The following is a 20,717-nucleotide window of genomic DNA, read 5'->3' as shown; positions in this document are numbered from 1 at the left end:
CAATACCCGCTATTGGCTGGCATCATCCTCGGTAATTATGGAGTTTAGCAAACGCGTTTCGCGCTCTAACGCCCGCATTAGTGCTGAGGGTAAAAGCGGGTCGGTATAAACCAAGCCTAAACCCAAGATTGTCTTATCTCGAGGCCGCTCACTTAGCTTAATTACCTTTAATTTTTGCGCAGTGCAGCAGTCCAAAATTGCCTGATTATCGCTTGCAACTAACACAATTGCCGCCGCATTTAACTCATCAATTTGCGTCATTAACTCAGCAGTCGACTCAAAACATTGAAGTTTGTAACCGTGCCGTTCAAGAATAGCGGCAACCGCATTGCGCAGTAGCTTTTCTGGAACACATGCCAAAACCGTAATATCACTAAACGGCTCAACAATCGGCAATATTTCGGGCACATCAATAGGGAGCTTTACCGTGAAACAGGTATCTTGGCCTGCGGTGCTCGTCAGCCCGACCCGCCCCCCCATGAGTTTTATCATGCGCGCAGCAATGGCTAAACCTAAACCGGTGCCCCCGAATCGGCGGGTGCGACTGTTTTCAATTTGCACAAATGGTTCAAAAAGCTGACTTCGCTGGTCACTCGAAATACCGATACCGTTGTCAATAACGTTTATTTCTAGGCGTTGCTGCCCAGACGGCAATTCAGACTGATCCGCGGCGAGACCCAAGCGCAGCTGAATAATCCCTTGCGGGATCGTGTTTACCGAGAATTTAATGGCGTTATCAATCAAATTAAGCACAACTTTACGCAAATGATTTGCATCTGCGCTTACTCGTGCGGGCACATCTGCCCCGATATGCAGTATAAAGCGCTGCTTATTTTTGGCTAACTGCAAACCCACGCTGTCGGCAATTCCCTCAATAAATTCAACAAGCTGGAACTCTTCAGGAACAATCTCAACGCCGCCCGACTCCAGCGCAGTGTAATCAAGGATATGATCAAGTGTGGTTAGCAGGCTCAACGAGGAACTACGCACCGTATTCAGCATCATTTGTTGTTCGCGATCTAATTTCGTTTTTGCCAGTAAATCGGCCATACCCAGCACGCCATTCATCGGGGTTCTAATTTCATGGCCCATTACCGATAAAAATGCGGCTTTTGCGCTGTTGGCCGCCTCAGCGCTAACCAACGCGTTTTCTAATTGCTGGGTACGCAGGCGAACTCGATCTTCGAGATTGCGATTTAAACGCAGCACTTCCCGCTCAGCCTCTTTAAAAGAAGTAACGTCTGAATGCACACCTACAATTCGCAGAACCTTTCCCTCGCTATTGCGCAGCGCGCAACCTCGACTCACCACATCACAAACCCGCCCATCTCGACTGCGTAGGCGATACTCAGTGCGGAATAAAATATCCTTGCCGCGCAAAAACTGGTCCACCTCACGCTCAACCCTTTGGCGGTCTTCGCTGTAAACACTGTCTTTAAATACCACAAAGCCATTTAGGGGGTGCCCTTCCCTAATGCCCATCATTTCTAACCACGACGCGCTAAGTAAAACCTCATTGCTAATCAAATCCCAGTCCCACAACCCGTCCCGCGATGCGGTCATTGCCATATCAAAACGCTTTTGAAGATGCTGGTAGCGCTGATAAAGGGCTCGCTGCTCAGTTACATCTCTAAAGCAAACCAGCAATACCTCACCCTCACTCGTGTCAAAATGACCGAAATGGAGTTCTACGGGTAACTCTTTGCCGCCCGCATTCATCACCAGTAGCTCTCGGCCCTTTACTATTTCGCCTTTGGTGTCGAGGTAGTTTTTACTATAGAGCTGATACTGCTGGCGGAAACGCTTTGGTAGTAACTGGGCCATCGTCCCCTGCTTATACCACTCCTTGGAATGCCCTAAATACTGAGTAACCGCATTGCTCGCAGCCAGGACTTCACCGCTGCGGGTGGTCAACAACACCAGCCCCGGCAAGTTATCGATCAGCTGAGTAAAATATTCTCTGGTATTTAAAAGCTGTAAGTGCTCCCGAGCAAAACGCCGCGAAGTGAAAATGCCACCAAATAAAGGGATAAATCCGAGGAGTATAAATGTCACCACAATACTTGACCGCGCGCGCCATAAACGGCGCTCATCCACGCTCTGCGCACTCAACTCACTCATCCAACTTTTCTGGTAGGCACGTAAACTCTGCAGGCCAGAAATCAGCGCCTTGGTATCCAGCTGTGGATTGAGTGGCAGCATGCCAGTATTAGCAGTTTCATCGTGGTGCAGCCGGTAAGAAGCGTAAATATTAAGCAAACTCGCCATATCTGTTCGCATCGCGGTCGGAAAACCTGCCATTGCCTCGCTGAGCAAAAGCTGCCGACCTGAAATAAGCCGCGTGCGCGCACTGTCGGCCAAAAACAAATCCCCAAGCGCCATGGCCTCAACAAATTCATTAATCGCAAGACCACGATCAAGCACCGCATCCAAAGCAAATAAGGCGTCTTCTCTAACCCGATAGCCCTGCGCAATTTTTTCTGATTGTTTAACTTTTTCAGACGCGCCAATTAGAGAAATAATTTCAGAAGAAGCAATCAAAAACATCAATAGAAACAGCGTAACTATCGACAAATTCAAAATAGCGCGATTCCGCTGGGCCTGACCGCCTCCCTCCTTAGATTTCACCCAATCGCGCACGAATATTCCCCAGCTTTAGTTAACATACGAATCATGCCTGCCCGCGTCACCAGTAACTATGCGTAATTTCCACTAAGGCCTGGCAACGCAAGGGGGTTCTCATTGCTAAGGGTAGTTCAAATCTTGGCAAATCCCATAACGGCTTGATTAATCCCATACCAAGCTAAGCCTGCTTCAAGGCAAGCCTGAGCACTGCCGCGACCTTTTCATTAGAAAATGCTATGCTTGCGCGCGGGTTTATCGCGTTCAAACCCGCCAAACAACTTTGTGCTATTTCAACTTCAGCTATATTTGGATTTTTATGTTATTGATAATTAGAACTATTCTTATTGCCACCTTGAGCTTTGCCAGCCTTTGGGCTCTACACCTTCTCGGTTTTAACACCTTACAAGCCGCTCCCGCCGCCATCGTCAGCATCGCCCTATTACTGACCATGCTGCTTTCACCCCTCCTGCCCGACTTGGCCGACAAATTTAAAAGTCAGCGCGAACGCGGCACCGTAAAATGGTTTAACGTGAGTAAAGGCTATGGCTTTATTACCCGCGACGCCGGCGGCGACGTGTTTGTGCATTTTCGCTCTATTCGCGGCCAAGGACGCGGACGCCGCAGCCTCAATGAAGGTCAGCTAGTTGAGTTCGTGCTCAGTGAAGGCGAGAAAGGCCCCCAAGCGGAAGAAGTTTCTGTACTTAAGTAAGTTTTAAAAAAAGGCCGCAGACATTCGCCTGCGGCCCATTTATACAAAACAAACCCAGCCGCAAGCGCCAAGCCAAAGAACCCGCCCGCTAATAATGTGGTGGACGATCTGATTCTATCGACTGCGCGGCACCTTCTGAGTCAGTATTCTGCTGGCGAAGCTGCTCACTCAACTGGGTGATCGCTCGCCGCATATCTTGCAGCTCACGATCTTGAGCAATCACCCGCTCGTTGAGAGCCCCGAGTAAATCTTCCTGAAAAGCAAATTGACTTTGCAAGTCAATGAGTTGGGCAGAAATATCGCTGGCCATCGGTATAAACTCCACTAAGGATTTTGATTAGGAAAGGCGCCATTGACGACGCGCAGCCATTATAATCAGCACAGCGCAAAATAGGAGAAATTCGTGTCTAGACTTGTTTATTCCACCGAACAGGGCCGCCTGTGTCCCGAGTGCCAACAACCCAGCGAGCAATGCCAATGCAAAAAACGCAACACGGCCAATCAAGACGGCGACGGCATTGCCCGAATTCACCGCGAAACCAAAGGTCGCAAGGGTAAAGGCGTCAGTATTGTGAAGGGGTTGATACTCGACGAGGCCAGCTTTAAAAACCTTGCTAAAGAATTGCGCCAAAAGCTCAGCACCGGCGGCGCAATCAAAGACGGCGACATGGAGTTTCAGGGCGATCATCGCCAAGCACTAAAAGCGCTACTGGAAGCCAAAGGCTTTCAAGTGAAATTGGCCGGTGGCTAGGCTCAGCAAAGCGCGAACTCGCTACATTTGCAGGAGCTTAGACGTAAATCTCTAGCTTGCGCATTTTTTCGATCAAGGTGGTTCGGCGCAGGCCCAAATGTGCCGCCGCCTTGCTAACAACCCCAGAATGCGTGGCAAGGGCTTGCTCGATCCACGACCGCTCCAAGGCCTGTAAACTCGCCTTCATATCGAGTCCCGCTGTGGGCAGAGCCGAGCTAAGCGCAGCTTCAGGCGTCGCCGCTAAGCCCGCTACTTGCTCGGCTGCGCCGTGCTCCCGCCAAGGTTCGGCTGCGCAGCGGTAGCTTTCGGGCAAATCCCCCAAGCCGACCACTTGATCGGGATACATAATAACGAGGCGCTCAAGTAAATTCGCCAACTCGCGAATATTGCCTGACCACGGCTGCTGAACCAAAGACTGCAGGGCCGAACTCGCCAAACGCAAGCGCCCCAGACCATCAGCCTCTAATTGCCGACTCAAGACCCGAATCAAATCCGGAATATCTTCTTGGCGCTCCGCCAGTGGCGGCACCTGCAAGGGAAACACATTAAGCCGGTAATAAAGATCTTCACGAAACTCACCGGCGGCTATCATACTAGCCAAATCCCGATGTGTGGCGGCAATAATACGCACATCAGCAACTCGCGTTTTATCTGAGCCCACGCGCTGAAACTGGCGCTCTTGGATTACCCGCAAAATTTTAACCTGCATATCGAGGGGCATATCGCCAATTTCGTCGAGAAACAGGGTGCCGCCCTCCGCTAACTCAAATCGACCCGCGCGGCTGGATATCGCACCGGTAAATGCGCCCCGCTCATGGCCAAAAAGCTCACTTTCCAGCAACTCCCGCGGAATCGCACCACAATTAATCGGCACAAAGGGTCCGTTGCTGCGCAGCGAGTGGCGATGGAGGCTTCGCGCCACCACTTCTTTACCCGATCCCGACGGCCCAGTAATCAAGACCGTCACCATTTTATCCGCCACCTGCCGCAATAAACGCCGCAATTCGCCAATTGCCGCGCTACAACCGACCAAATCCTCGTTGGGTTCAGCGCCAACATCAGCTTGATTCGTTACCCCGACACTGGCACGAAGGCGATATAGCAACTCTAAAACATCTTGGTAGTAGAAATCATCGGGCAGGCTGAAAGTATGCTCGGCAAGGGGCTTTGCGCTAGGGGTAGATATAATTGGAACACTTAGCGCTGAGCATCTAGCTAAGTAGTCGCTCTGTTCAGGATTCAGTTCGGCATAGAAAACCACGTCGACATTATCAGCGTCCAAGCCAACGTAATCGCTACTTACTTGTTCTTCACCCACGGCCTGCAGAACAGCAGCCAAACGCTGAGTTAATGACTGGGGGGCCAAAATTAAAATGCGCAAAGCAGTTACCATAGATAGAACCAGTGCCGTCATTTTTTTGACTATACTACAAAAATACTCCGCATCATCACTGATCGTCAAAATTCCGACAAAACAAATATATGACCTAGAGCTCAAGTCTTGCGGTAGAACACGCCATCCGGCACAATCTGCCACCTTTGCCGACAGCACAAAGGCCAACACCATGCCAGACACCAATATTCCCGTTTACTACCTGAGCTGGGATGAACTGCACCGCGACACCCGCAATCTTGCGCGCAAGCTCACCGACCGCAGCTGGAAAGGCATAATTAGTATTGCTCGCGGCGGGCTAGTGCCTGGCGCCATACTCGCGCGCGAGTTAAATTTACGCGTTGTCGACACTTTATGCATTGCCAGTTACGACCACGACCAGCAAGGTAAAATCAATATTCTGAAAACCGTAGAAGGCGACGGTGACGGCTATTTACTCGTTGATGATTTAGTCGATACCGGCGGCACCGCCAGAATCGCTAAAGAACTGCTGCCCAAGGCCTGCTTTGTAACGATTTACGCCAAACCGCAAGCCATGGCCCTAACCGAGCACTACGTACGTGAATTTGCCCAAGACACCTGGATCCACTTCCCTTGGGACAGCGAGCCCAGCTACAGCGAACCATTGGTAAAATAAGGCTTTTTTTGATTCGTAGCGCTAATCACTATAGAATCTGCGGCGCGGTTACGGGTGACCTTGATCGCATTTGATGTCCCCGTGGCACAGCTGGATAGCGCGGCCCCCTCCTAAGGGGCAGGTCACAGGTTCAAATCCTGTCGGGGACACCATCTCTTCTCTGCACAATCACAGCTGCAAGTAACGACTCAATCCAACTCCCTTTTCGGGAATACAATATCCACCGAACTCCCCTTGCCGAGATTGCTGTGCAAACTGACCGTGCCTTTTAACTGCTGGGTTACTAAATTGTAAACAATATGCATACCCAAGCCGCTACCACCCGAGCCTCGACGGGTCGTAAAGAAGGGTTCAAACACCTTTTTCAAAACTTCTGGAGGCATACCCTTACCATCATCGCTGTAGTGAATATGGATGTGCTTTGCCTGATCCTCAACGTGAATTCGCAAACAGCCCTTTGTGCCCTCATCGTAGCCATGTTGCACCGAGTTCATTACCAAGTTAGTGATAATTTGTGATATTGCGCCTGGCACAGAATTAACGGCTAAGTTGGGGTCACATTCAACCTCAACCTTTAATTCCGTACTGCGCAATTTAGGCTTAAGGCTTAACAAGGTTTCATCGATATAGCGCTTTATTTCAAACATGCGATATTCGCTGCTGGTTTGATCTACAGCCACTTGTTTAAAGCTATGAATTAAATCTGCAGCCCGCTGCAAATTGCCTAAAATAATTTCCGTGGCTTGCATACAGGTAGCAAAATAACGTTTGAGCGAGGAGTTAGTTAGTTCACCTGATTCGTAAAGCCCGGTTGTCGTCTTTGTATCTTCTCGTAGGGTGCTGGCGGCGGTCACACCCACACCTACTGGCGTGTTTATCTCGTGAGCCACTCCGGCTACCAAACCACCCAGCGAGGCCATTTTCTCGTTATTCACTAATTGCTCTTGGGTTTCTTTTAATTTTGCCAAGGCCGCTTCAAGCTCATTATTGGCCTTATCCGCCTGCTCAATCCTGACTTCCAACTCCTTTTTGGTAGATTCAAGTGCAATATCTCGGCCCTCAATTTGCGCCAACATATTATTAAAACCCGAAATCAGTTCACCGATTTCATCATTACCAGTCGGTATTGCCCGCAATGAATAATCACCCGCAACCGACACCGCTTTGGTTGTACCTAATAGGGCCAAAATAGGATTTGAAATTAGCCGTTGTAAAAACAGCGACAAAACCGATGCAATGGCAATACTGGCTAAAGCCATTAGCGCCACAACAATACTGTCGACGCGAGTCGACTCCCACAGGTCATGAAGGCCTCGCTCAATATACAAACTACCAATTTTTTCATTACCCAAAATAACTGGGCTCACCACAACAAGGTGATTATGTGTAAAAAAATCTGCGGTCGGCGGGGTTTGCGGACATTGCAGGCTTAGATCTTCGCCACTGCTATACCGTGCAAACAGCAACTCTTGGCCATCATTATCGAACTTATAAATACAGGCTTGGAGCACCTCGCGCTTAGCACGTAACGACGACAATATTTCGGTGGCGGCAGGCGCGTCATTAAAACTCAGCGCGGCAGTGGTATTTAAAGTAAACACTTCGGCAACAGCAGCGAGATTATTAGTTAAGGTACTACGCACACTAAACCAGTTATAAACAACAAACACCGCCGCGGTGGCAATTAAACACAGCGAGGTGGTACCCACAATGGCAGACAGTAATTTAACTCGAATAGGAATATCAGCGCCGCGAATCATAACTTGTTTTATTCCTTGTTATTAATTTACATTCCGCGCTAAGCCCAACAGCTTCGAGCTCATTTTTATACTCAAGCGATTTGCTGCTGACTGATTTATATCAAAACGAATCTTGCCATCAATAATAACAAACTGAATCATGCCACCTAAGTTGATAAAGTCTTGCTCGTCGCTCACGGTAAGTACCGCAAGTTCAGACATGGCACCGATCCAATCACCTAATCGCTCCCGCTCAAGAAAACCCAGAAACACCATTTGGCAATTTTGGGCTTCGCCAGGGTGTTTTATCATCGTAAATTGAATTGGCTTTCCATCATGCTGCTTATTACCGATGGTTTCTATTAATTTGGCATGCAGCTGACCATTACCCACTACACACATCACAAATTCACTGCGCGGAGTTTGTGCGATTGGCCACTCAATAAACTTGGTGAAATTGAACAAAAAGGCAGATTTAACGCGGTATTCCAGCTCGCTATTGTCTGCGTAGGCATGTATAGCCGTGCAAAACAGTGGCAACATCACCGTGATAAGCAGCCTACAAAGCCGCACTGGCCTAACAAATTTTAAGTTTAGAAATGCCATGTAAATTGTCCAGTTAGGCTCCGGCTTATTTCCTTGCCTCCACTAAACTCAGCGTGCTGCGGGTCGAGTAAATTGGCCCCCAACAGCGACAGTTCCACACGTTCACTTACTCGCCAAATGGCGGTCATATCGAATGCTGAATAGGCTTTTACGCCAACATCGTCTAGGCCATCAACCCAGCGCGTGCGCGCCTGAACAGAAACGTTTGCAGCAACATCCCAATCCACTCTGACGTTAAGTTGATTATTTGGGTCGTTTTCATCATTCTGGCCGATATTAATATCTTTACTACCGAATTTAGCCGCCACATCCATATCCTGATAGACGTAACTCGCCAATACTTTCACCTCGGGCAACGGCTCCCAGCGAACTGTAAGCTCAAGCCCTTGGGTTCTTCCCGCACCGTCATTTACAATTCGAATTGGCTCCGCTTGCGGCACGCCGAAACTACCTGAGAACGCACGAAGATCATCATATTCATTGTAGAAAACGGCAATGTCTGTCGATAAAGTCGGGGTTAAAATAGTTCGGTAACCAAGTTCATAAGCAATGACTTCTTCAGAGCTGAAGCTTTCATCGCCAACAAGAACGCCGTTATAAATATTTAAAGTATGATCAAGTCGATTTGGAATACGAACGGCCCGCGACACCGCCCCCCAGGCAGTATTATGTTCATTTAAAATATAACTAACGCGTACGCTGGGCTGAAACTCATCGCCGGTATAGTCATTGTTTTCGTACTTCGCCCCCAAGGTAAGGTGCAGTTTGTTCTCTATTAATGCTATTTGATCTTGAGCGAAAAAGTCTAACGTCTTATCTTTACGCGTCGCTGGCACAAATTTTAGTATCGCTGAATTAATGCTTCCAATATTGTCATCCGTGGTATGGTAGCCCCCGCCAACCACAAAATTCTGACGCTCGCCTAGGGCAAAACGGTGCTTCACTTCCAAATCGTAGGTATTGCGATCTTCGGTAAATGTTCTTGTGTCATCGCGGCTAGTTTGATCGTAATAAAACTGCACTTCAGTGTCAGCGCTATCATCGTAACGCCGCTTCCAACGTGCGATTACATTGTGACCACTAATAGACTCGTCTTGATTACTGAGTGGGTTCGCGATCCGTTCTTTATACAAATCGCCCTGCAAGGTTAGGGTATCGCTATCGTTAAGCCTAAGATCGCTACGAAAACCAAGCTGATCATTATTTCGCGCATCACCAGCGTCACCCGCTCCCGCAACTTCTTGAGCAGTGTAGTGAGTGGTTTTTGCGTACAAACGGTAATGGCCAAGCTCGCCGAGCTTGCCACCGTAGCGCCACGCCGCAAAGCCTTCAAACTCACCACCACCACCAATTTGTTCTAAACCACCTTGGGTTTTTGCCGCAGACTTGGTAACAATATTCACAACGCCATTTACCGCGTTGGCGCCCCACAGAGCTGCGCCGGGGCCGCGAATAACTTCGATACGCTCAATATCTTCCATCAGGGTATCCTGCGCGTCCCAAAAGACACCAGAGTACAAAGGCGTATATAAACTGCGGCCATCCATAAGCACTTCTAACTTATCGGCAACGGTAGAATTAAAGCCCCGAGCGGTTATGGCGTAGGTATGAGAATCTAAGCGCGCCACCTGCAAACCTGGGATCAAGCGCAGCGCTTCAGGAATGCTTTTGACGCCCGAGCGAATAATACTACCGCCCTCAAGAACAAACACCGCGGCGGGGGATTGCTGCAGCGGCTCACTGCGCTTAGACACCGATACCACATCGATATTCATCAGCGACTCAAGACTCAAACTGGCTAAGTCATCAACACGAGCAAGCATGACGGGCTCAGAATTTGCCGCGTAGCTGCTACTCACCGCGCTGACAAATAGCGCCAACACCGACAAGCCACCGCGCCCCGTATTTTTGCCAAATTTATTTATGGCCTTCCAATAACACTTTGACATGCTTTAGACTCATTTATGGGTGTGCTTAATGGCTCAGCTATTATCGTTTTTCACGTCCTAATCAGTGGCATAGTTGCGCTAAGTCAACACTAATACACGCATGCACGCGGTGATATAGTCGCTTTTACCTATATTATGCACATCGACTTACACTTGTACTTTAGCTCTTAATTCATTTTATGCTCAAAAACCCGTTGTAATGACGTAACAAGGCCTTCTGAAAAAATACTAATGAGCAATATTTCTTCAATGCGCAACATATCGGTTGCCAACTATTTTCTGCATGCGGTGCTGCGAAACGCGCCGGCAAATGGGCTGGATCCCGAACAGCTTTTACATGAAGCTGGCATTTCTGCCGAGCTACTTAAGCAGCAAAATGCCCGCGTTCCCGCCGTAAATTTTGGCAAATTACAAGCCATTACTATGCGCGCAATGAATGATGAATTTTTAGGTTATGGCCCCGGCCGCTATTTACCTGGCACATGGACCAATATGTGTTATTCGCTTATTAACTGCGCAACACTTGGCCACGCACTGGCGCGCTATTGCCGGTTTTACCAAATGTTTGAATGGGGCCTGCAACCTCATTTTGAAATTTGTGGCAATGAAGCCAAACTGACGATACATCGCGGCGATCCAAATCATCCTTACGAAGCTTACGCGTTTGAATTGATTATGTTTAATCTTCATCGCTTCAGCAGTTGGTTTACCCAACAACATCTTCCATTAATTGCAGTTAACCTAGAATACCCCGCCCCCGATCACGCCGAGGAATACCGGCATTTGTTTTTAGGGCAGGCGATCTACTTCGACAAGGCGCAAACCGAGCTGGTATTTCACCGCAGCCTTACCGAGCTGCCCACTAAGCAAACAGAGCAATCGCTACACCGATTTTTACAACACCCTATTTTGGTGTTTCTTATTCAACAATATAAAGAAAAGAGCTGGACAGCGCAGGTTCGTATTATTATCAACAAACGTCTCATCGACACCCCCAGCATTGATGAGATAGCCGAGCAATTAAAGCTGCACCCGCAAACTCTACGGCGACGTCTCGCCCAAGAGGGAACGACATTCAACGACGTTAAAACGCAATGTCGACACGATACCGCACTCTACTACCTTGGCAAGTCCAAGCTATCGATTGAAAGTATTGCCCAACGCACTGGTTTTTCAGAAGCCAGCGCCTTTACCCGCGCGTTTAAGACGTGGACCGGAATGACACCCCAGCATTACCGACGGCAGCTGTAGGCGCCAATACCCATCGTTAATCATTTATAAGTGTAAACGTGTTCTTGCCTGCATCGTGGCTCACCCTAACTTTACGACCGATCACCTCGTCTTCAGTGGTCATTGCGAGCAAGGTATGCGCATCGCCTACGGCAGTATTGGCGAGAAAGCGGCGGCCATCTTCAAAGCGCCCCACCACAATGCCCAAGTTCGCAACACCGCGGTTATACACCACAGTATAGGTTTCAATAACGCCATCTCCCTCTGCCTGCTCTGTCAGCTCGCACACCGGCAGCGCGTCGAATTTAGCCTGCAAACTCGGGTCGGCGTTGTGACAGGGTTTTACTGGTGGCTGCGCAGAATAAACACCCACCGACTGCTTAGACAAAAAGCCACCATTGGCGGTAATCAAACCGTAACTCTCGGGCTTAGCTCTAAGCATATCCGTTAAGCTCGCAATGGCATTGGTACTATAGCTATTACCGGGACCGCCAAAAAAGGGTAAGCCACCAGTGACTGTTAGCGGCTTATCGGTGGTCCAGTCTAAGCCCATAGCCTCGCAGGCAGCCAGTACCGCTATGGGGAAGCAGCTGTAAATATCCATAATATCGATCTGGTCGATGGTTTTATCAACACTGCTAAGCACCGCATTTAGGCTCAGGTTCATGGTTTCTGAAACCGCCAAGTCAGGCCGCTCCGACACCCAGCGGTCATCTACGTCGGCATAGCTGTGCAGATAAACCCATTGGGATTCTGGCACACCTAATTCAATGGCCTTGTCGACCGAACACATTAACAGTGCCGCGCCTTGGTTGACGGCATCCTGCGCCACCATCCATTTGGTGTAGGGCCGCGCCACCCAGTAATTGTCCGTCGCAACTTCGTTTAAAAAATCGGCACTGCGCGCCAGCGGAAATTGGGAGTAAGGATTTTGCGCTGCCACGTTAGAAAATTTAGCAAACAACTCCGCCGCGAGGCGACGATGCGCAGTTTCAGACAGGCCGTGGCGGACTCGCCAAGCATTTTCAAACAAGGGGTAAACTTGGGTAGGGAAAGTAATGCCATGATTGACTTCGTGGGAGGTAAATAACAGGTGGCAGCCGCGATCATCCAACTCGCCGTCGACGGTTTCACTCCAATCCAGCGCTAAACCGCTTTTCAGCGCCTGTTTCATAATGCCCGTTGCTTCTGCCCCAGCAATTAAGCCCATCGACATTTCGCCAGCGGCAATTTTCTCGGCAAACTCATTTACAAAGCGCTGTGGGGAATGACCGCCTTCGCGACCATAAATTGCGCTGCGGGGATTGGCGCCAATGCGATTCGCTAAAGAGCGCGGAATATTATTGCTCACCCCAAAGGGGCCTGCGCCACCGGGGATGGAATCGATAAAACCGCGAATAAAGGCGATGGTGTCTATATGCTCGACAAGGGAGCTAGCAGCATTGGCGGAGGCCAGTGCCACCCTCGCCGCCTCGGCGGCAATATCCACAGGTGATCGCGCATTATCCGCCGTTAGCGCATCGCGAAATACATATTGACCGGACGCAATGAGAATGGGAGTTGTATTTGCCACTGGGCTACCTCTGTTGGAATATTTTTATCCAAACAGTGTAGCCCGTGACTTATTATTATGTATTGGCATTAACCGCCAGTACGCTGCAAATTTGCGCCAAGGCAAACAGCCAAGCCTTATAGTGACTGCACCAAGTGACCGCCATCCACCGGCAGCGCCACGCCATTAAGGAACGACCCCGCATCGCTAGCCAACAGCAATAGCGGCATGCTTAGCTCATGCATTTGACCAAGCCGCCGCGGCTGTATGCGGCCGAGATACTGCTGGCCTTTCTCCGAGTGGAAAAAATCGCGATTAATCTCAGTTTCAAAATAGCCTGGGCACAGGGCATTAACCCGAACATTATTGCGCCACAACTCCAGCGCAGCGCTTTTCGTTAATTGAATTACTCCTGCTTTCGCCGTTGCATACAAGCTATTACTAACGCCCGGCTGCAGACCCAAGATTGATGCAATATTAACAATGCTACCGCTAATTCCGGCCTTTATCATGCGCGCTGACGCTTCGCGCGACACGCGCCACACCGCCCGCAAATTGGTATCAACAACAAAGTCCCACTGCTCCTCAGAGCTGTCTACAAAACGAGCAGAATCAGCGACACCGGCGTTATTCACCACAATGGCAACGGCGCCCACAGCGGCCTCGGCCTGATCAAATGCGGCAACAACTGAAGCCTTATCATTCACATCCATTGCCACCGCCAAGGCCTTGCCGCCCTCGGCTTCAATACTTGCCACCAAGGTCTGCAAACGGTCAACTCGCCGAGCGCCGACCACCACGGTGGCCCCCGCTTGCGCCAAAACCGTAGCAAAATGGGCGCCGAGGCCACTAGACGCGCCGGTTACCAAGGCCACTCGGCCCGACAAATCAATACTTTTTGCTATTGCTTCATTCATTTTAAAACCCTTATTAACGGCTATTACTCGCCTTTTTCAATCAAGGCCCAGCCCAGCTCGGCCAAGGGCGCAGCCAAGGCGCCATAGGCCATGGCTTTTTCGCTAGAGGCGTTGCCATCGAGTGCGCGCTTGTACACGCCTTGTAAAATTGCACTGAGCCGGAAAAAAGCAAAAGCCAGATAGAATACCCAGTGATCAATACCCTCAATACCCCGCCGCTCGCAGTAGCGACGCACATATTCTTGCTCAGAGGGAATACCCAACGTCTCGCGGTCGACACTGCCCAGCCCCGGAATCGCGGCGTCACCGGGAATTCGCAATTGCATGCACTGATATGCCAAGTCGGCATAGGGGTGGCCCAAGGTCGACAACTCCCAGTCCAACAAGGCCAAAACCTTAGGTTCTTTATTGTCGAACATCATATTGTCGAGACGAAAATCACCGTGATTGATACACACCAAGCCGTCATCTGGCGGCAGATTGGCATTCAACCATTCGATCATGGCTTCCATCGCTGGCACGGTTGCCGTTTCACTGGCGCGATACTGGGTGGTCCAGCGGCTGAGCTGACGCTCAAAATAATTACCTGGGCGACCGTAATCACTCAAGCCAATCGCGTCGACATCTACATTATGTAAATCAGCCAATACCTGATTCATGGCATCGTAAATAGCGCCACGCTCTGCCGGACTTTGCTCTGGTAGCGCCGCATCCCAAAAAATACGGCCATCAATGTAATCCATAACATAAAACATTGAACCGATGACGCTATCGTCGTCACACAGCACCCGCATATTCGGCACGGGCACGTTGCTTTGGCCCAGCGCCTTCATCACGCGGAATTCTCGGTCTACCGCATGGGCAGACTTCAGTAATTCACCTGGCGGCTTACGCCGCAGAACGTATTTACCACTGGCGGCGGCAATAAGGTAGGTCGGGTTGGACTGGCCACCGGCAAATTTATCGGCGGTAAACGGTCCTTTAAAGCCCGCTATGTTTTTTTCAAGATATGCGCCTAATGCCGCGACATCTAAATCAAAGGTAGTAGCCATGCGTCCTCCTTAAACAGCGTAGCGATCAATAATTTGTTTGCCCAAAGCCATTTGGTGCACTTGATCTGGACCGTCGGCCTGACGACACCAGCGCGCGTAGTTAAAGGCTTCGGCCATAAAATAATCTTCGGTCAGGCCGCCAGCGCCATGCAATTGCATACAGCGATCAATCACATTTTGGACCAGTAGTGGCACGGTAGTTTTGGTCGCCGCGATCATGTCGGTAGTCTGCATTGGTCCCTGTTCGTCAATCTGCACACAGGTTTTTAATACTAGCAGGCGCGCCATTTCAATCTCAGAAAAGCTCTTGGAGATTTCTTCGCGCACCGATTGGTGCTTGCTCAGCGGCTTACCAAAGGTGGTGCGTGACACTGCGCGCTGGCAGGCCAGCTCCAGCGAACGCTGCGCGGCGCCAATCAAACGCATGCAGTGGTGCATACGGCCGGGGGCCAAACGGCCCTGCGCAATTTCAAAGCCGCGGCCTTCGCCCAGCAAGATATTCTCCAGCGGCACCCGCACATTTTCTAATACTATTTCGGCGTGACCAATTGGCGCATCGTCGTAGCCCAAGGTACTCAGCGGGCGAACAATCGACAAGCCAGGTGTGCCCTTGGGCACCAATACTTGGCTCTGCTGCTTATGACGGCTGGCATTCTCAGGATCAGATTTGCCCATCACAATAAAGATTTGCGTGCGCTCATTCATGGCGCCGGTAATAAACCATTTGCGGCCATTCAAAACCCACTCGTCACCGTCTTTAACAATGCTGAGTTCAATATTGGTGGCGTCGCTAGACGCTACTTGAGGCTCGGTCATCGCGTAAGAAGAGCGAATATCACCATTAAGCAAGGGGGTTAACCACTTTTCGCGCTGGGCGTCGGTGGCGTATTTCATAAACACTTCCATATTGCCGGTGTCTGGCGCATTGCAGTTAAACACTTCTGGCGACCAAATAACCCGGCCCATTAACTCGGCAAGGGGCGCGTAGTCGAGAAAGCTTAAACCGCCATGCTCGCAGTATTGGGGATACTCTTCTGGGCAAAACAAATTCCACAAGCCCGCCGCCTTGGCTTTAAGCTTGAGCTCATCCATTAACGGGATAATGCCAAAGCGATTCTCAGCGTTGTGCAACTGCTCGGCATAGGCCTTCTCGTTGGGGTAAATATGCTCGTCCATAAAGGCGCTGAGCCGTTGTAGTAAATCTTGGGCCTTGGCTGATGGCGTTAAATTCATTGCTATTTCCTCTTTGGTAAATCAAATAGACGGTAAATGTCAGGTATAAGTAATTAAGTGCCGAGTAGCCGGCTGATCAAGATGAGCAACGCCGTTAAACGCGTTTAAATTAAAGTGCTCACCCTTGGTGAAATAGCGGGTTACGCCGGTGTTCTTGGCCTGTAAGTTCAGATTAACCATAGTTTCAACGTCGAGCTTGAGCACCTCGCGCAACATTGCGCTGATCGGCCCACCCGAGCTAACCACCAACACACTACCCTTAGGCGTCGCTACACGGGCCAAGGTCGCTTTTACCCGCGCCTCAAACGCCGACCAAGGTTCGGCCACATCAGCCAAATCATCCCTGCTCCACGCCATTAAGGCTTGGCGTAATGTTCGGTAAAATGCGCGGCTATTACCTAAATCAATTACTTCGCCCGACATCGCTAAGTAGGCGCTTACCAGCTGATGAAAATCGTATTCATTTAAGCCCGGCAGTTCGGTGGCGTCTGGCACGGCTGGCAAAACATCGCGAATAGCCGCTAAGGTTTCACGGTGACGGCGCATGGTGCCCGTGAATACCGCGGTAATGGGCTGCGCGGCACCGGACAAATGCTCTCCCAACAGCCGAGCCTGCTCCCAGCCAACTTCCGTGAGCCGATCATAATCGTCGGTGCCAAACGCGGCTTGGCCGTGCCTGACTACAATGACCTCTGACATGAAAACTCCTAAATCGGCGCTGCGTTGGATAGTGAAGTCTGATAATAACAAGCGCACAATCATTATTGAAATTTATTGTTTTTATGTCGCATAATAAGCATTGCTTATTATTGAAACAAACGGATGGTGTGCACATGTCAAAGATAGATCTCAATCTCTTCGTTGTCTTCGACGCCATTTATTCTCAGCAGAGCTTAACGAAGGCTGCTGGGGTTCTACACGTTACCCAGCCCGCCGTCAGCAGCTCGCTGGCGAAGCTGCGCGCCATCTTCGACGACCCGCTATTTGTGCGCACCCAAAACGGCATGGGGCCAACACCTTTGGCTCGGCAACTCATTGCCACTGTTCGTGAGTCGCTGAAAAACCTCGATAATTGCATTACCGCGCGCATTGAATTTAATCCCGCCACCGTCAATAAAACCTTTCGGATTCACGCCACCGAAAACGCTGAGCTTATTTTGCTGCCCAGATTACTCACTCAACTAAACCGTGAAGCACCAAGCGTTAATCTTGAGGTGGTGTTCATCAAACGTCGCGAAGCGGCCTATGAGCTAGCCAGTGGCAATTTAGACTTAGCGGTCGACGCACCGTTGCTCAGCCACCCCGAACTCATTAGTCAGCCCCTGCACACCGACGAATATGTTTGCGTAATGCGCCCCGACCACCCGCTAAGCGCAACGAAGTGCGAGCTAAGCCTTGAGGACTTTCTCACCAGCAGCCACATTCATGTCTCTAGCCGCATGACCGGCTCAGGGCATATCGACTTAGCTCTGCGTTCGATTGGTCAAAAACGCCGAATAGCACTGCGACTACAGCATTATGCTGCGCTGCCAGCACTGCTCGCCCAATCTGATTTTATCGCGGCCATTCCCAAGACTATTGCCCAGCACTGGCAGCTCAACAGCCACGCCCTGCCCTTTAACACCCCAAAATTGGAGCTGCAAATGCTGTGGCACAAAAGTGTAGACCATGATCCCGCTCTGCTATGGCTGCGAGAATTTATTATGCGTGAAAGCCACGTTAGTAGAGCGTGACCAGTAATTGCGCCATCACCCGTGACGAATAAATATTATTTTAAGTTAAGAACCTTATTTGCTACCGAAACCAAATTTACTGAGCAACTTCCCCCGCAGCAAGAACAACATTAAAGCAAACAAAATCGCCACGGCCTCTGCCCAAAAATCGACAAACTGGGTCCACGCAATATCGCCAAGTACCTTCACCTTTAACATTAGCCACGCCCACCAACTCACCTCAACATCAACAGCTAAGCTTGTCGCCGCCTGCGGCACTGCAATACCTGTGCAATCGTCGGAGCCAAACAAATTAACGTCGGCCCCCACTTTAAAATGACCGCCCTTAATGGGGCGCAGCTCAAAACGCACACTTGAACCGCGACGATGAATTTTAATACAGGCGGTTTCCGCCGGTATTACTTCAAAGTCGGGAGCATAAGGCTTAACGGTAGCCGATTCGCCCAACGCAGGAATTGTTGAAGTGGCAATATTAAAATCATCGGGAAACGTGGCCGAGTACTCGGCATCGCCAATCCACACAATAAGCTGCCCAGAGTTAGACGGAAACGTGAGATGCGAATCACCCCCTAGCTCCACCTTGTAATCGCCCAAACGCTCACTTGAGTTATCTAGGGCAACGGTCTGCTCTTCCACCAGGTCTTGAACGCTATGATCACTACTGGCATGCACTTCGTCTGGCGCGGCCATAGGGGACGGTTGCTCAGCATCAACGACGGGCGCCGGCACCGCTAGCAACTCAGGTGCCGCCGTTATGGCATCGGGGTGGGTATCGAGACTGTCATCAGTAGCCTCGTCATAAATTCCACTATTACTCGTGACCCTGCTATTTGGAACCTCCTTGGCACACCCCCAAAAGATAGCAAACACACAGAAAAAGATGACGGCAACGCTATATTTATTATGTAATTTCATCTGCAAACTCCCTTTAAACAGCCCCAAGACCCCGCGCAATCATCGCACTATTACACACGAAGCCCGCACTAAGGTGCTTAATATGGCAAATTTACAGAAAGAAGCAAACGTCAGCTGAGCTTAAGTACCAGTTCGGCACTTAGGTACTAGCCCGCCATTTTCACCGCATCGACATGACCGAGAATTAAATTGACCAAGCGCTCCAGCATTGCTGTGGGCAAATCGTGACCCATCCCCGGAATAATTTCTAGGCGCGCATTGGGAATACGCTGCGCGGTATCCCGCGCACCTTTTAGCGACAACATCGGATCTTTGTCACCGTGAATCACTAGAGTTGGCGCGGAAATTTTAGATAGTAACTTTTTGCGATTACCACTGGCCACAATGGCTGCCAACTGCCTCGCCTTACCTGCAGGGTAGTGATTGCGCTCATAGGCCGCGGCGATGCGCGCTCTAAGCTGGGGTTCGGGATCACCGAACTCTGGGCTAGAAATAAGCTGCCATGTTTTAAGCGCGTGGCTAATTTGTGCCACCCTATGGGCTTTAGGCTTTTTCATGAAATGCATCAAAACCGCAGGTTTCATGCCGCCATAACCCGAGCTCGACATCATCGACACTAAGCTCGCCACTCGCTCTGGGTAGTTGATTGCCATTAACTGGCCGATCATACCGCCCATTGATGCCCCAACAATGTGGGCCCGCTCAATGTTTAATACATCCAATAACGCCACTGCGTCAGCGCACATATCATCCAAGGTATACGGCGCGCGAATGGGCAGGCGCAGACTGCTACGCAAGCGCAAACCAACAATGCCTGGCGGCACTTGATCGTATACTTTGTGAGACAAACCCACATCGCGATTATCAAAGCGAATAACACGATAACCCGCTGCGGCCAAACTCTGGCAAAATGCCTCGGGCCACACCGTTAGTTGACTGGCAAACCCCATAATTAACAATATTGCTGGCGCACTATTGCCACCTAGCTCTTGGTAAGCAAGCTCAATTCCATTAGCCTGCGCCTTGCCACACATCCACTGCATTACATCACCAAACGCTCAAATATCAGGTTTAAATCCAGTTGCACGCCAGCTTAGTGATTGTGTATTAGCTCACTATCTGAGTCTTTAAAATAAATCCGAAACGGCCAATCCTTGCTCTTGCCAATATAAATATATAAGCCATAGCGGTCAGCACTGTAATCCTTTACAAACTCGTAGCGCGTCGGCGCCGGCAAATCCGCTGCATCAGGGCTAATTGCAGGAGCACTAACGAGGACCTCCTCAATTTCCAAAGCCTCAGCGCCAGCCTTACCTGGAATCGAAATCAGCACCCGATACTCGCCAGACTGCTCACCGCGCTCAACCGCTTCCACCTTGGCACCGGTACTTTCATCTATAAAGCCAACTCGGCCTTCAATATCGCCACTTTCAAGCGCATAGGCAGTTACCCCAAAACCAGCCAACACGGAGAGTAACAAACCCTTTTTAATCAATTTCATTCTTAGCATTATTCATGTCCTTAGACTTCGCATTCTTTATGAATGCTAACACTGTCATTACAGAATAACACCAGACCTTTATTCCACAATGATTAAAGTATATTGGTGTACTTAGCGTAAGTGGAATGAAAGACAATCGCCGCAATGAGTAAAACCTCGCTGCTGCAATTAAGGG

General features: G+C 50.0%; 19 protein-coding genes and 1 tRNA gene. 6 read left to right on the top strand and 14 right to left on the bottom strand.

Annotated elements, in window-relative coordinates:
• Positions 1–9: 9 nt before the first annotated feature.
• Complete coding sequence (locus P1U47_RS06440; RefSeq protein WP_301027821.1) at positions 10–2,640, bottom strand: ATP-binding protein; 2,631 nt, start codon at positions 2,638–2,640, stop codon at positions 10–12.
• 433 nt (positions 2,641–3,073) lie between these two features.
• Here P1U47_RS06440 and P1U47_RS06435 point away from each other — a divergent pair, with 433 nt between their 5' ends.
• Positions 3,074–3,334, top strand: coding sequence for a cold-shock protein (locus P1U47_RS06435; RefSeq protein ID WP_301027910.1), 261 nt, complete (start codon positions 3,074–3,076; stop codon positions 3,332–3,334).
• Positions 3,335–3,422: 88 nt separating this feature from the next.
• Here P1U47_RS06435 and P1U47_RS06430 read toward each other — a convergent pair whose 3' ends face one another.
• On the bottom strand, positions 3,423–3,644 hold the full coding sequence (locus P1U47_RS06430; RefSeq protein ID WP_301027820.1) for a SlyX family protein: 222 nt from the start codon (positions 3,642–3,644) through the stop codon (positions 3,423–3,425).
• Positions 3,645–3,737: 93 nt separating this feature from the next.
• Here P1U47_RS06430 and P1U47_RS06425 point away from each other — a divergent pair, with 93 nt between their 5' ends.
• Entirely contained in the window at positions 3,738–4,085 is a 348-nt protein-coding gene (locus P1U47_RS06425; RefSeq protein WP_301027819.1) for a translation initiation factor Sui1, read from the top strand.
• A gap of 37 nt (positions 4,086–4,122) precedes the next feature.
• On the opposite strand, the gene P1U47_RS06420 is transcribed toward P1U47_RS06425, so the two are convergent.
• On the bottom strand, positions 4,123–5,466 hold the full coding sequence (locus P1U47_RS06420) for a sigma-54 dependent transcriptional regulator (protein ID WP_301027818.1): 1,344 nt from the start codon (positions 5,464–5,466) through the stop codon (positions 4,123–4,125).
• Between the two features lie 184 nt (positions 5,467–5,650).
• Between P1U47_RS06420 and gpt the strand changes: the two genes are divergently transcribed.
• Both gpt and P1U47_RS06410 read left to right on the top strand, forming a co-directional pair.
• The gene (gpt, locus tag P1U47_RS06415) at positions 5,651–6,115 is read left to right on the top strand and encodes a xanthine phosphoribosyltransferase (RefSeq protein WP_301027817.1); all 465 of its coding nucleotides are present in this window, start codon (positions 5,651–5,653) and stop codon (positions 6,113–6,115) included.
• A gap of 75 nt (positions 6,116–6,190) precedes the next feature.
• A tRNA-Arg gene (locus P1U47_RS06410) sits at positions 6,191–6,267 on the top strand.
• A gap of 36 nt (positions 6,268–6,303) precedes the next feature.
• Here the strand turns inward: P1U47_RS06410 and P1U47_RS06405 are convergent.
• From P1U47_RS06405 to P1U47_RS06395, 3 genes are read right to left on the bottom strand one after another with little or no spacing between them, the layout of a single operon-like run.
• Positions 6,304–7,875 (bottom strand): ATP-binding protein, encoded by a 1,572-nt coding sequence (locus tag P1U47_RS06405; RefSeq protein ID WP_301027816.1) that lies wholly within the window; start codon positions 7,873–7,875, stop codon positions 6,304–6,306.
• Positions 7,876–7,896: 21 nt separating this feature from the next.
• On the bottom strand, positions 7,897–8,460 hold the full coding sequence (locus tag P1U47_RS06400; RefSeq protein ID WP_301027815.1) for a YfiR family protein: 564 nt from the start codon (positions 8,458–8,460) through the stop codon (positions 7,897–7,899).
• A complete protein-coding gene (locus P1U47_RS06395) occupies positions 8,448–10,409 on the bottom strand; it encodes a TonB-dependent siderophore receptor (protein ID WP_301027814.1) in 1,962 nt (653 codons plus the stop codon). The genes P1U47_RS06400 and P1U47_RS06395 overlap by 13 nt, the downstream gene beginning before the upstream one ends.
• A 231-nt stretch (positions 10,410–10,640) precedes the next feature.
• Here P1U47_RS06395 and P1U47_RS06390 point away from each other — a divergent pair, with 231 nt between their 5' ends.
• Entirely contained in the window at positions 10,641–11,660 is a 1,020-nt protein-coding gene (locus P1U47_RS06390) for an AraC family transcriptional regulator (protein ID WP_301027813.1), read from the top strand.
• 16 nt (positions 11,661–11,676) lie between these two features.
• On the opposite strand, the gene P1U47_RS06385 is transcribed toward P1U47_RS06390, so the two are convergent.
• From P1U47_RS06385 to P1U47_RS06365, 5 genes are all read right to left on the bottom strand, one after another.
• A complete protein-coding gene (locus P1U47_RS06385; protein ID WP_301027812.1) occupies positions 11,677–13,212 on the bottom strand; it encodes a hypothetical protein in 1,536 nt (511 codons plus the stop codon).
• A 116-nt stretch (positions 13,213–13,328) separates the two neighbouring features.
• Complete coding sequence (locus P1U47_RS06380; protein WP_301027811.1) at positions 13,329–14,108, bottom strand: SDR family NAD(P)-dependent oxidoreductase; 780 nt, start codon at positions 14,106–14,108, stop codon at positions 13,329–13,331.
• 23 nt (positions 14,109–14,131) lie between these two features.
• The gene (locus P1U47_RS06375; RefSeq protein ID WP_301027809.1) at positions 14,132–15,160 is read right to left on the bottom strand and encodes a phosphotransferase; all 1,029 of its coding nucleotides are present in this window, start codon (positions 15,158–15,160) and stop codon (positions 14,132–14,134) included.
• A gap of 9 nt (positions 15,161–15,169) precedes the next feature.
• Positions 15,170–16,393 (bottom strand): acyl-CoA dehydrogenase family protein, encoded by a 1,224-nt coding sequence (locus P1U47_RS06370; RefSeq protein ID WP_301027808.1) that lies wholly within the window; start codon positions 16,391–16,393, stop codon positions 15,170–15,172.
• Between the two features lie 39 nt (positions 16,394–16,432).
• Positions 16,433–17,092: a histidine phosphatase family protein gene (locus P1U47_RS06365; protein ID WP_301027807.1), complete on the bottom strand. Its 660-nt coding sequence runs from the start codon at positions 17,090–17,092 to the stop codon at positions 16,433–16,435.
• A 134-nt stretch (positions 17,093–17,226) separates the two neighbouring features.
• On the opposite strand from P1U47_RS06365, the gene P1U47_RS06360 reads away from it, so the two are divergent.
• Positions 17,227–18,126, top strand: a complete 900-nt coding sequence (locus P1U47_RS06360; protein ID WP_301027806.1) for a LysR family transcriptional regulator — start codon at positions 17,227–17,229, stop codon at positions 18,124–18,126.
• A 54-nt stretch (positions 18,127–18,180) separates the two neighbouring features.
• Here P1U47_RS06360 and P1U47_RS06355 read toward each other — a convergent pair whose 3' ends face one another.
• From P1U47_RS06355 to P1U47_RS06345, 3 genes are all read right to left on the bottom strand, one after another.
• Complete coding sequence (locus P1U47_RS06355) at positions 18,181–19,041, bottom strand: hypothetical protein (protein WP_301027805.1); 861 nt, start codon at positions 19,039–19,041, stop codon at positions 18,181–18,183.
• A gap of 146 nt (positions 19,042–19,187) precedes the next feature.
• Positions 19,188–20,084 (bottom strand): alpha/beta hydrolase, encoded by an 897-nt coding sequence (locus P1U47_RS06350; protein WP_301027804.1) that lies wholly within the window; start codon positions 20,082–20,084, stop codon positions 19,188–19,190.
• 50 nt (positions 20,085–20,134) lie between these two features.
• A complete protein-coding gene (locus tag P1U47_RS06345; protein ID WP_301027803.1) occupies positions 20,135–20,551 on the bottom strand; it encodes a hypothetical protein in 417 nt (138 codons plus the stop codon).
• Positions 20,552–20,717 lie beyond the last annotated feature (166 nt).

It is taken from the genome of Zhongshania sp., assembly GCF_029212375.1.
Taxonomy (GTDB): domain Bacteria; phylum Pseudomonadota; class Gammaproteobacteria; order Pseudomonadales; family Spongiibacteraceae; genus Spongiibacter.
Note: the sequence above shows the minus strand (reverse complement) of the source record. Positions and strands in the feature narration are given on the sequence as shown.

Bases quoted from the DNA above. Each gene is read 5' to 3' on its own strand.
- gpt (WP_301027817.1), top strand. From the start codon at position 5,651: ATGCCAGACACCAATATTCCCGTTTACTACCTGAGCTGGGATGAACTG.
- P1U47_RS06365 (WP_301027807.1), bottom strand. From the start codon at position 17,092: ATGTCAGAGGTCATTGTAGTCAGGCACGGCCAAGCCGCGTTTGGCACC.
- P1U47_RS06345 (WP_301027803.1), bottom strand. From the start codon at position 20,551: ATGCTAAGAATGAAATTGATTAAAAAGGGTTTGTTACTCTCCGTGTTG.
- P1U47_RS06375 (WP_301027809.1), bottom strand. From the start codon at position 15,160: ATGGCTACTACCTTTGATTTAGATGTCGCGGCATTAGGCGCATATCTT.
- P1U47_RS06390 (WP_301027813.1), top strand. From the start codon at position 10,641: ATGAGCAATATTTCTTCAATGCGCAACATATCGGTTGCCAACTATTTT.
- P1U47_RS06360 (WP_301027806.1), top strand. From the start codon at position 17,227: ATGTCAAAGATAGATCTCAATCTCTTCGTTGTCTTCGACGCCATTTAT.
- P1U47_RS06380 (WP_301027811.1), bottom strand. From the start codon at position 14,108: ATGAATGAAGCAATAGCAAAAAGTATTGATTTGTCGGGCCGAGTGGCC.
- P1U47_RS06405 (WP_301027816.1), bottom strand. From the start codon at position 7,875: ATGATTCGCGGCGCTGATATTCCTATTCGAGTTAAATTACTGTCTGCC.
- P1U47_RS06355 (WP_301027805.1), bottom strand. From the start codon at position 19,041: ATGAAATTACATAATAAATATAGCGTTGCCGTCATCTTTTTCTGTGTG.
- P1U47_RS06350 (WP_301027804.1), bottom strand. From the start codon at position 20,084: ATGCAGTGGATGTGTGGCAAGGCGCAGGCTAATGGAATTGAGCTTGCT.
- P1U47_RS06435 (WP_301027910.1), top strand. From the start codon at position 3,074: ATGCTGCTTTCACCCCTCCTGCCCGACTTGGCCGACAAATTTAAAAGT.
- P1U47_RS06395 (WP_301027814.1), bottom strand. From the start codon at position 10,409: ATGTCAAAGTGTTATTGGAAGGCCATAAATAAATTTGGCAAAAATACG.
- P1U47_RS06430 (WP_301027820.1), bottom strand. From the start codon at position 3,644: ATGGCCAGCGATATTTCTGCCCAACTCATTGACTTGCAAAGTCAATTT.
- P1U47_RS06400 (WP_301027815.1), bottom strand. From the start codon at position 8,460: ATGGCATTTCTAAACTTAAAATTTGTTAGGCCAGTGCGGCTTTGTAGG.
- P1U47_RS06370 (WP_301027808.1), bottom strand. From the start codon at position 16,393: ATGAATTTAACGCCATCAGCCAAGGCCCAAGATTTACTACAACGGCTC.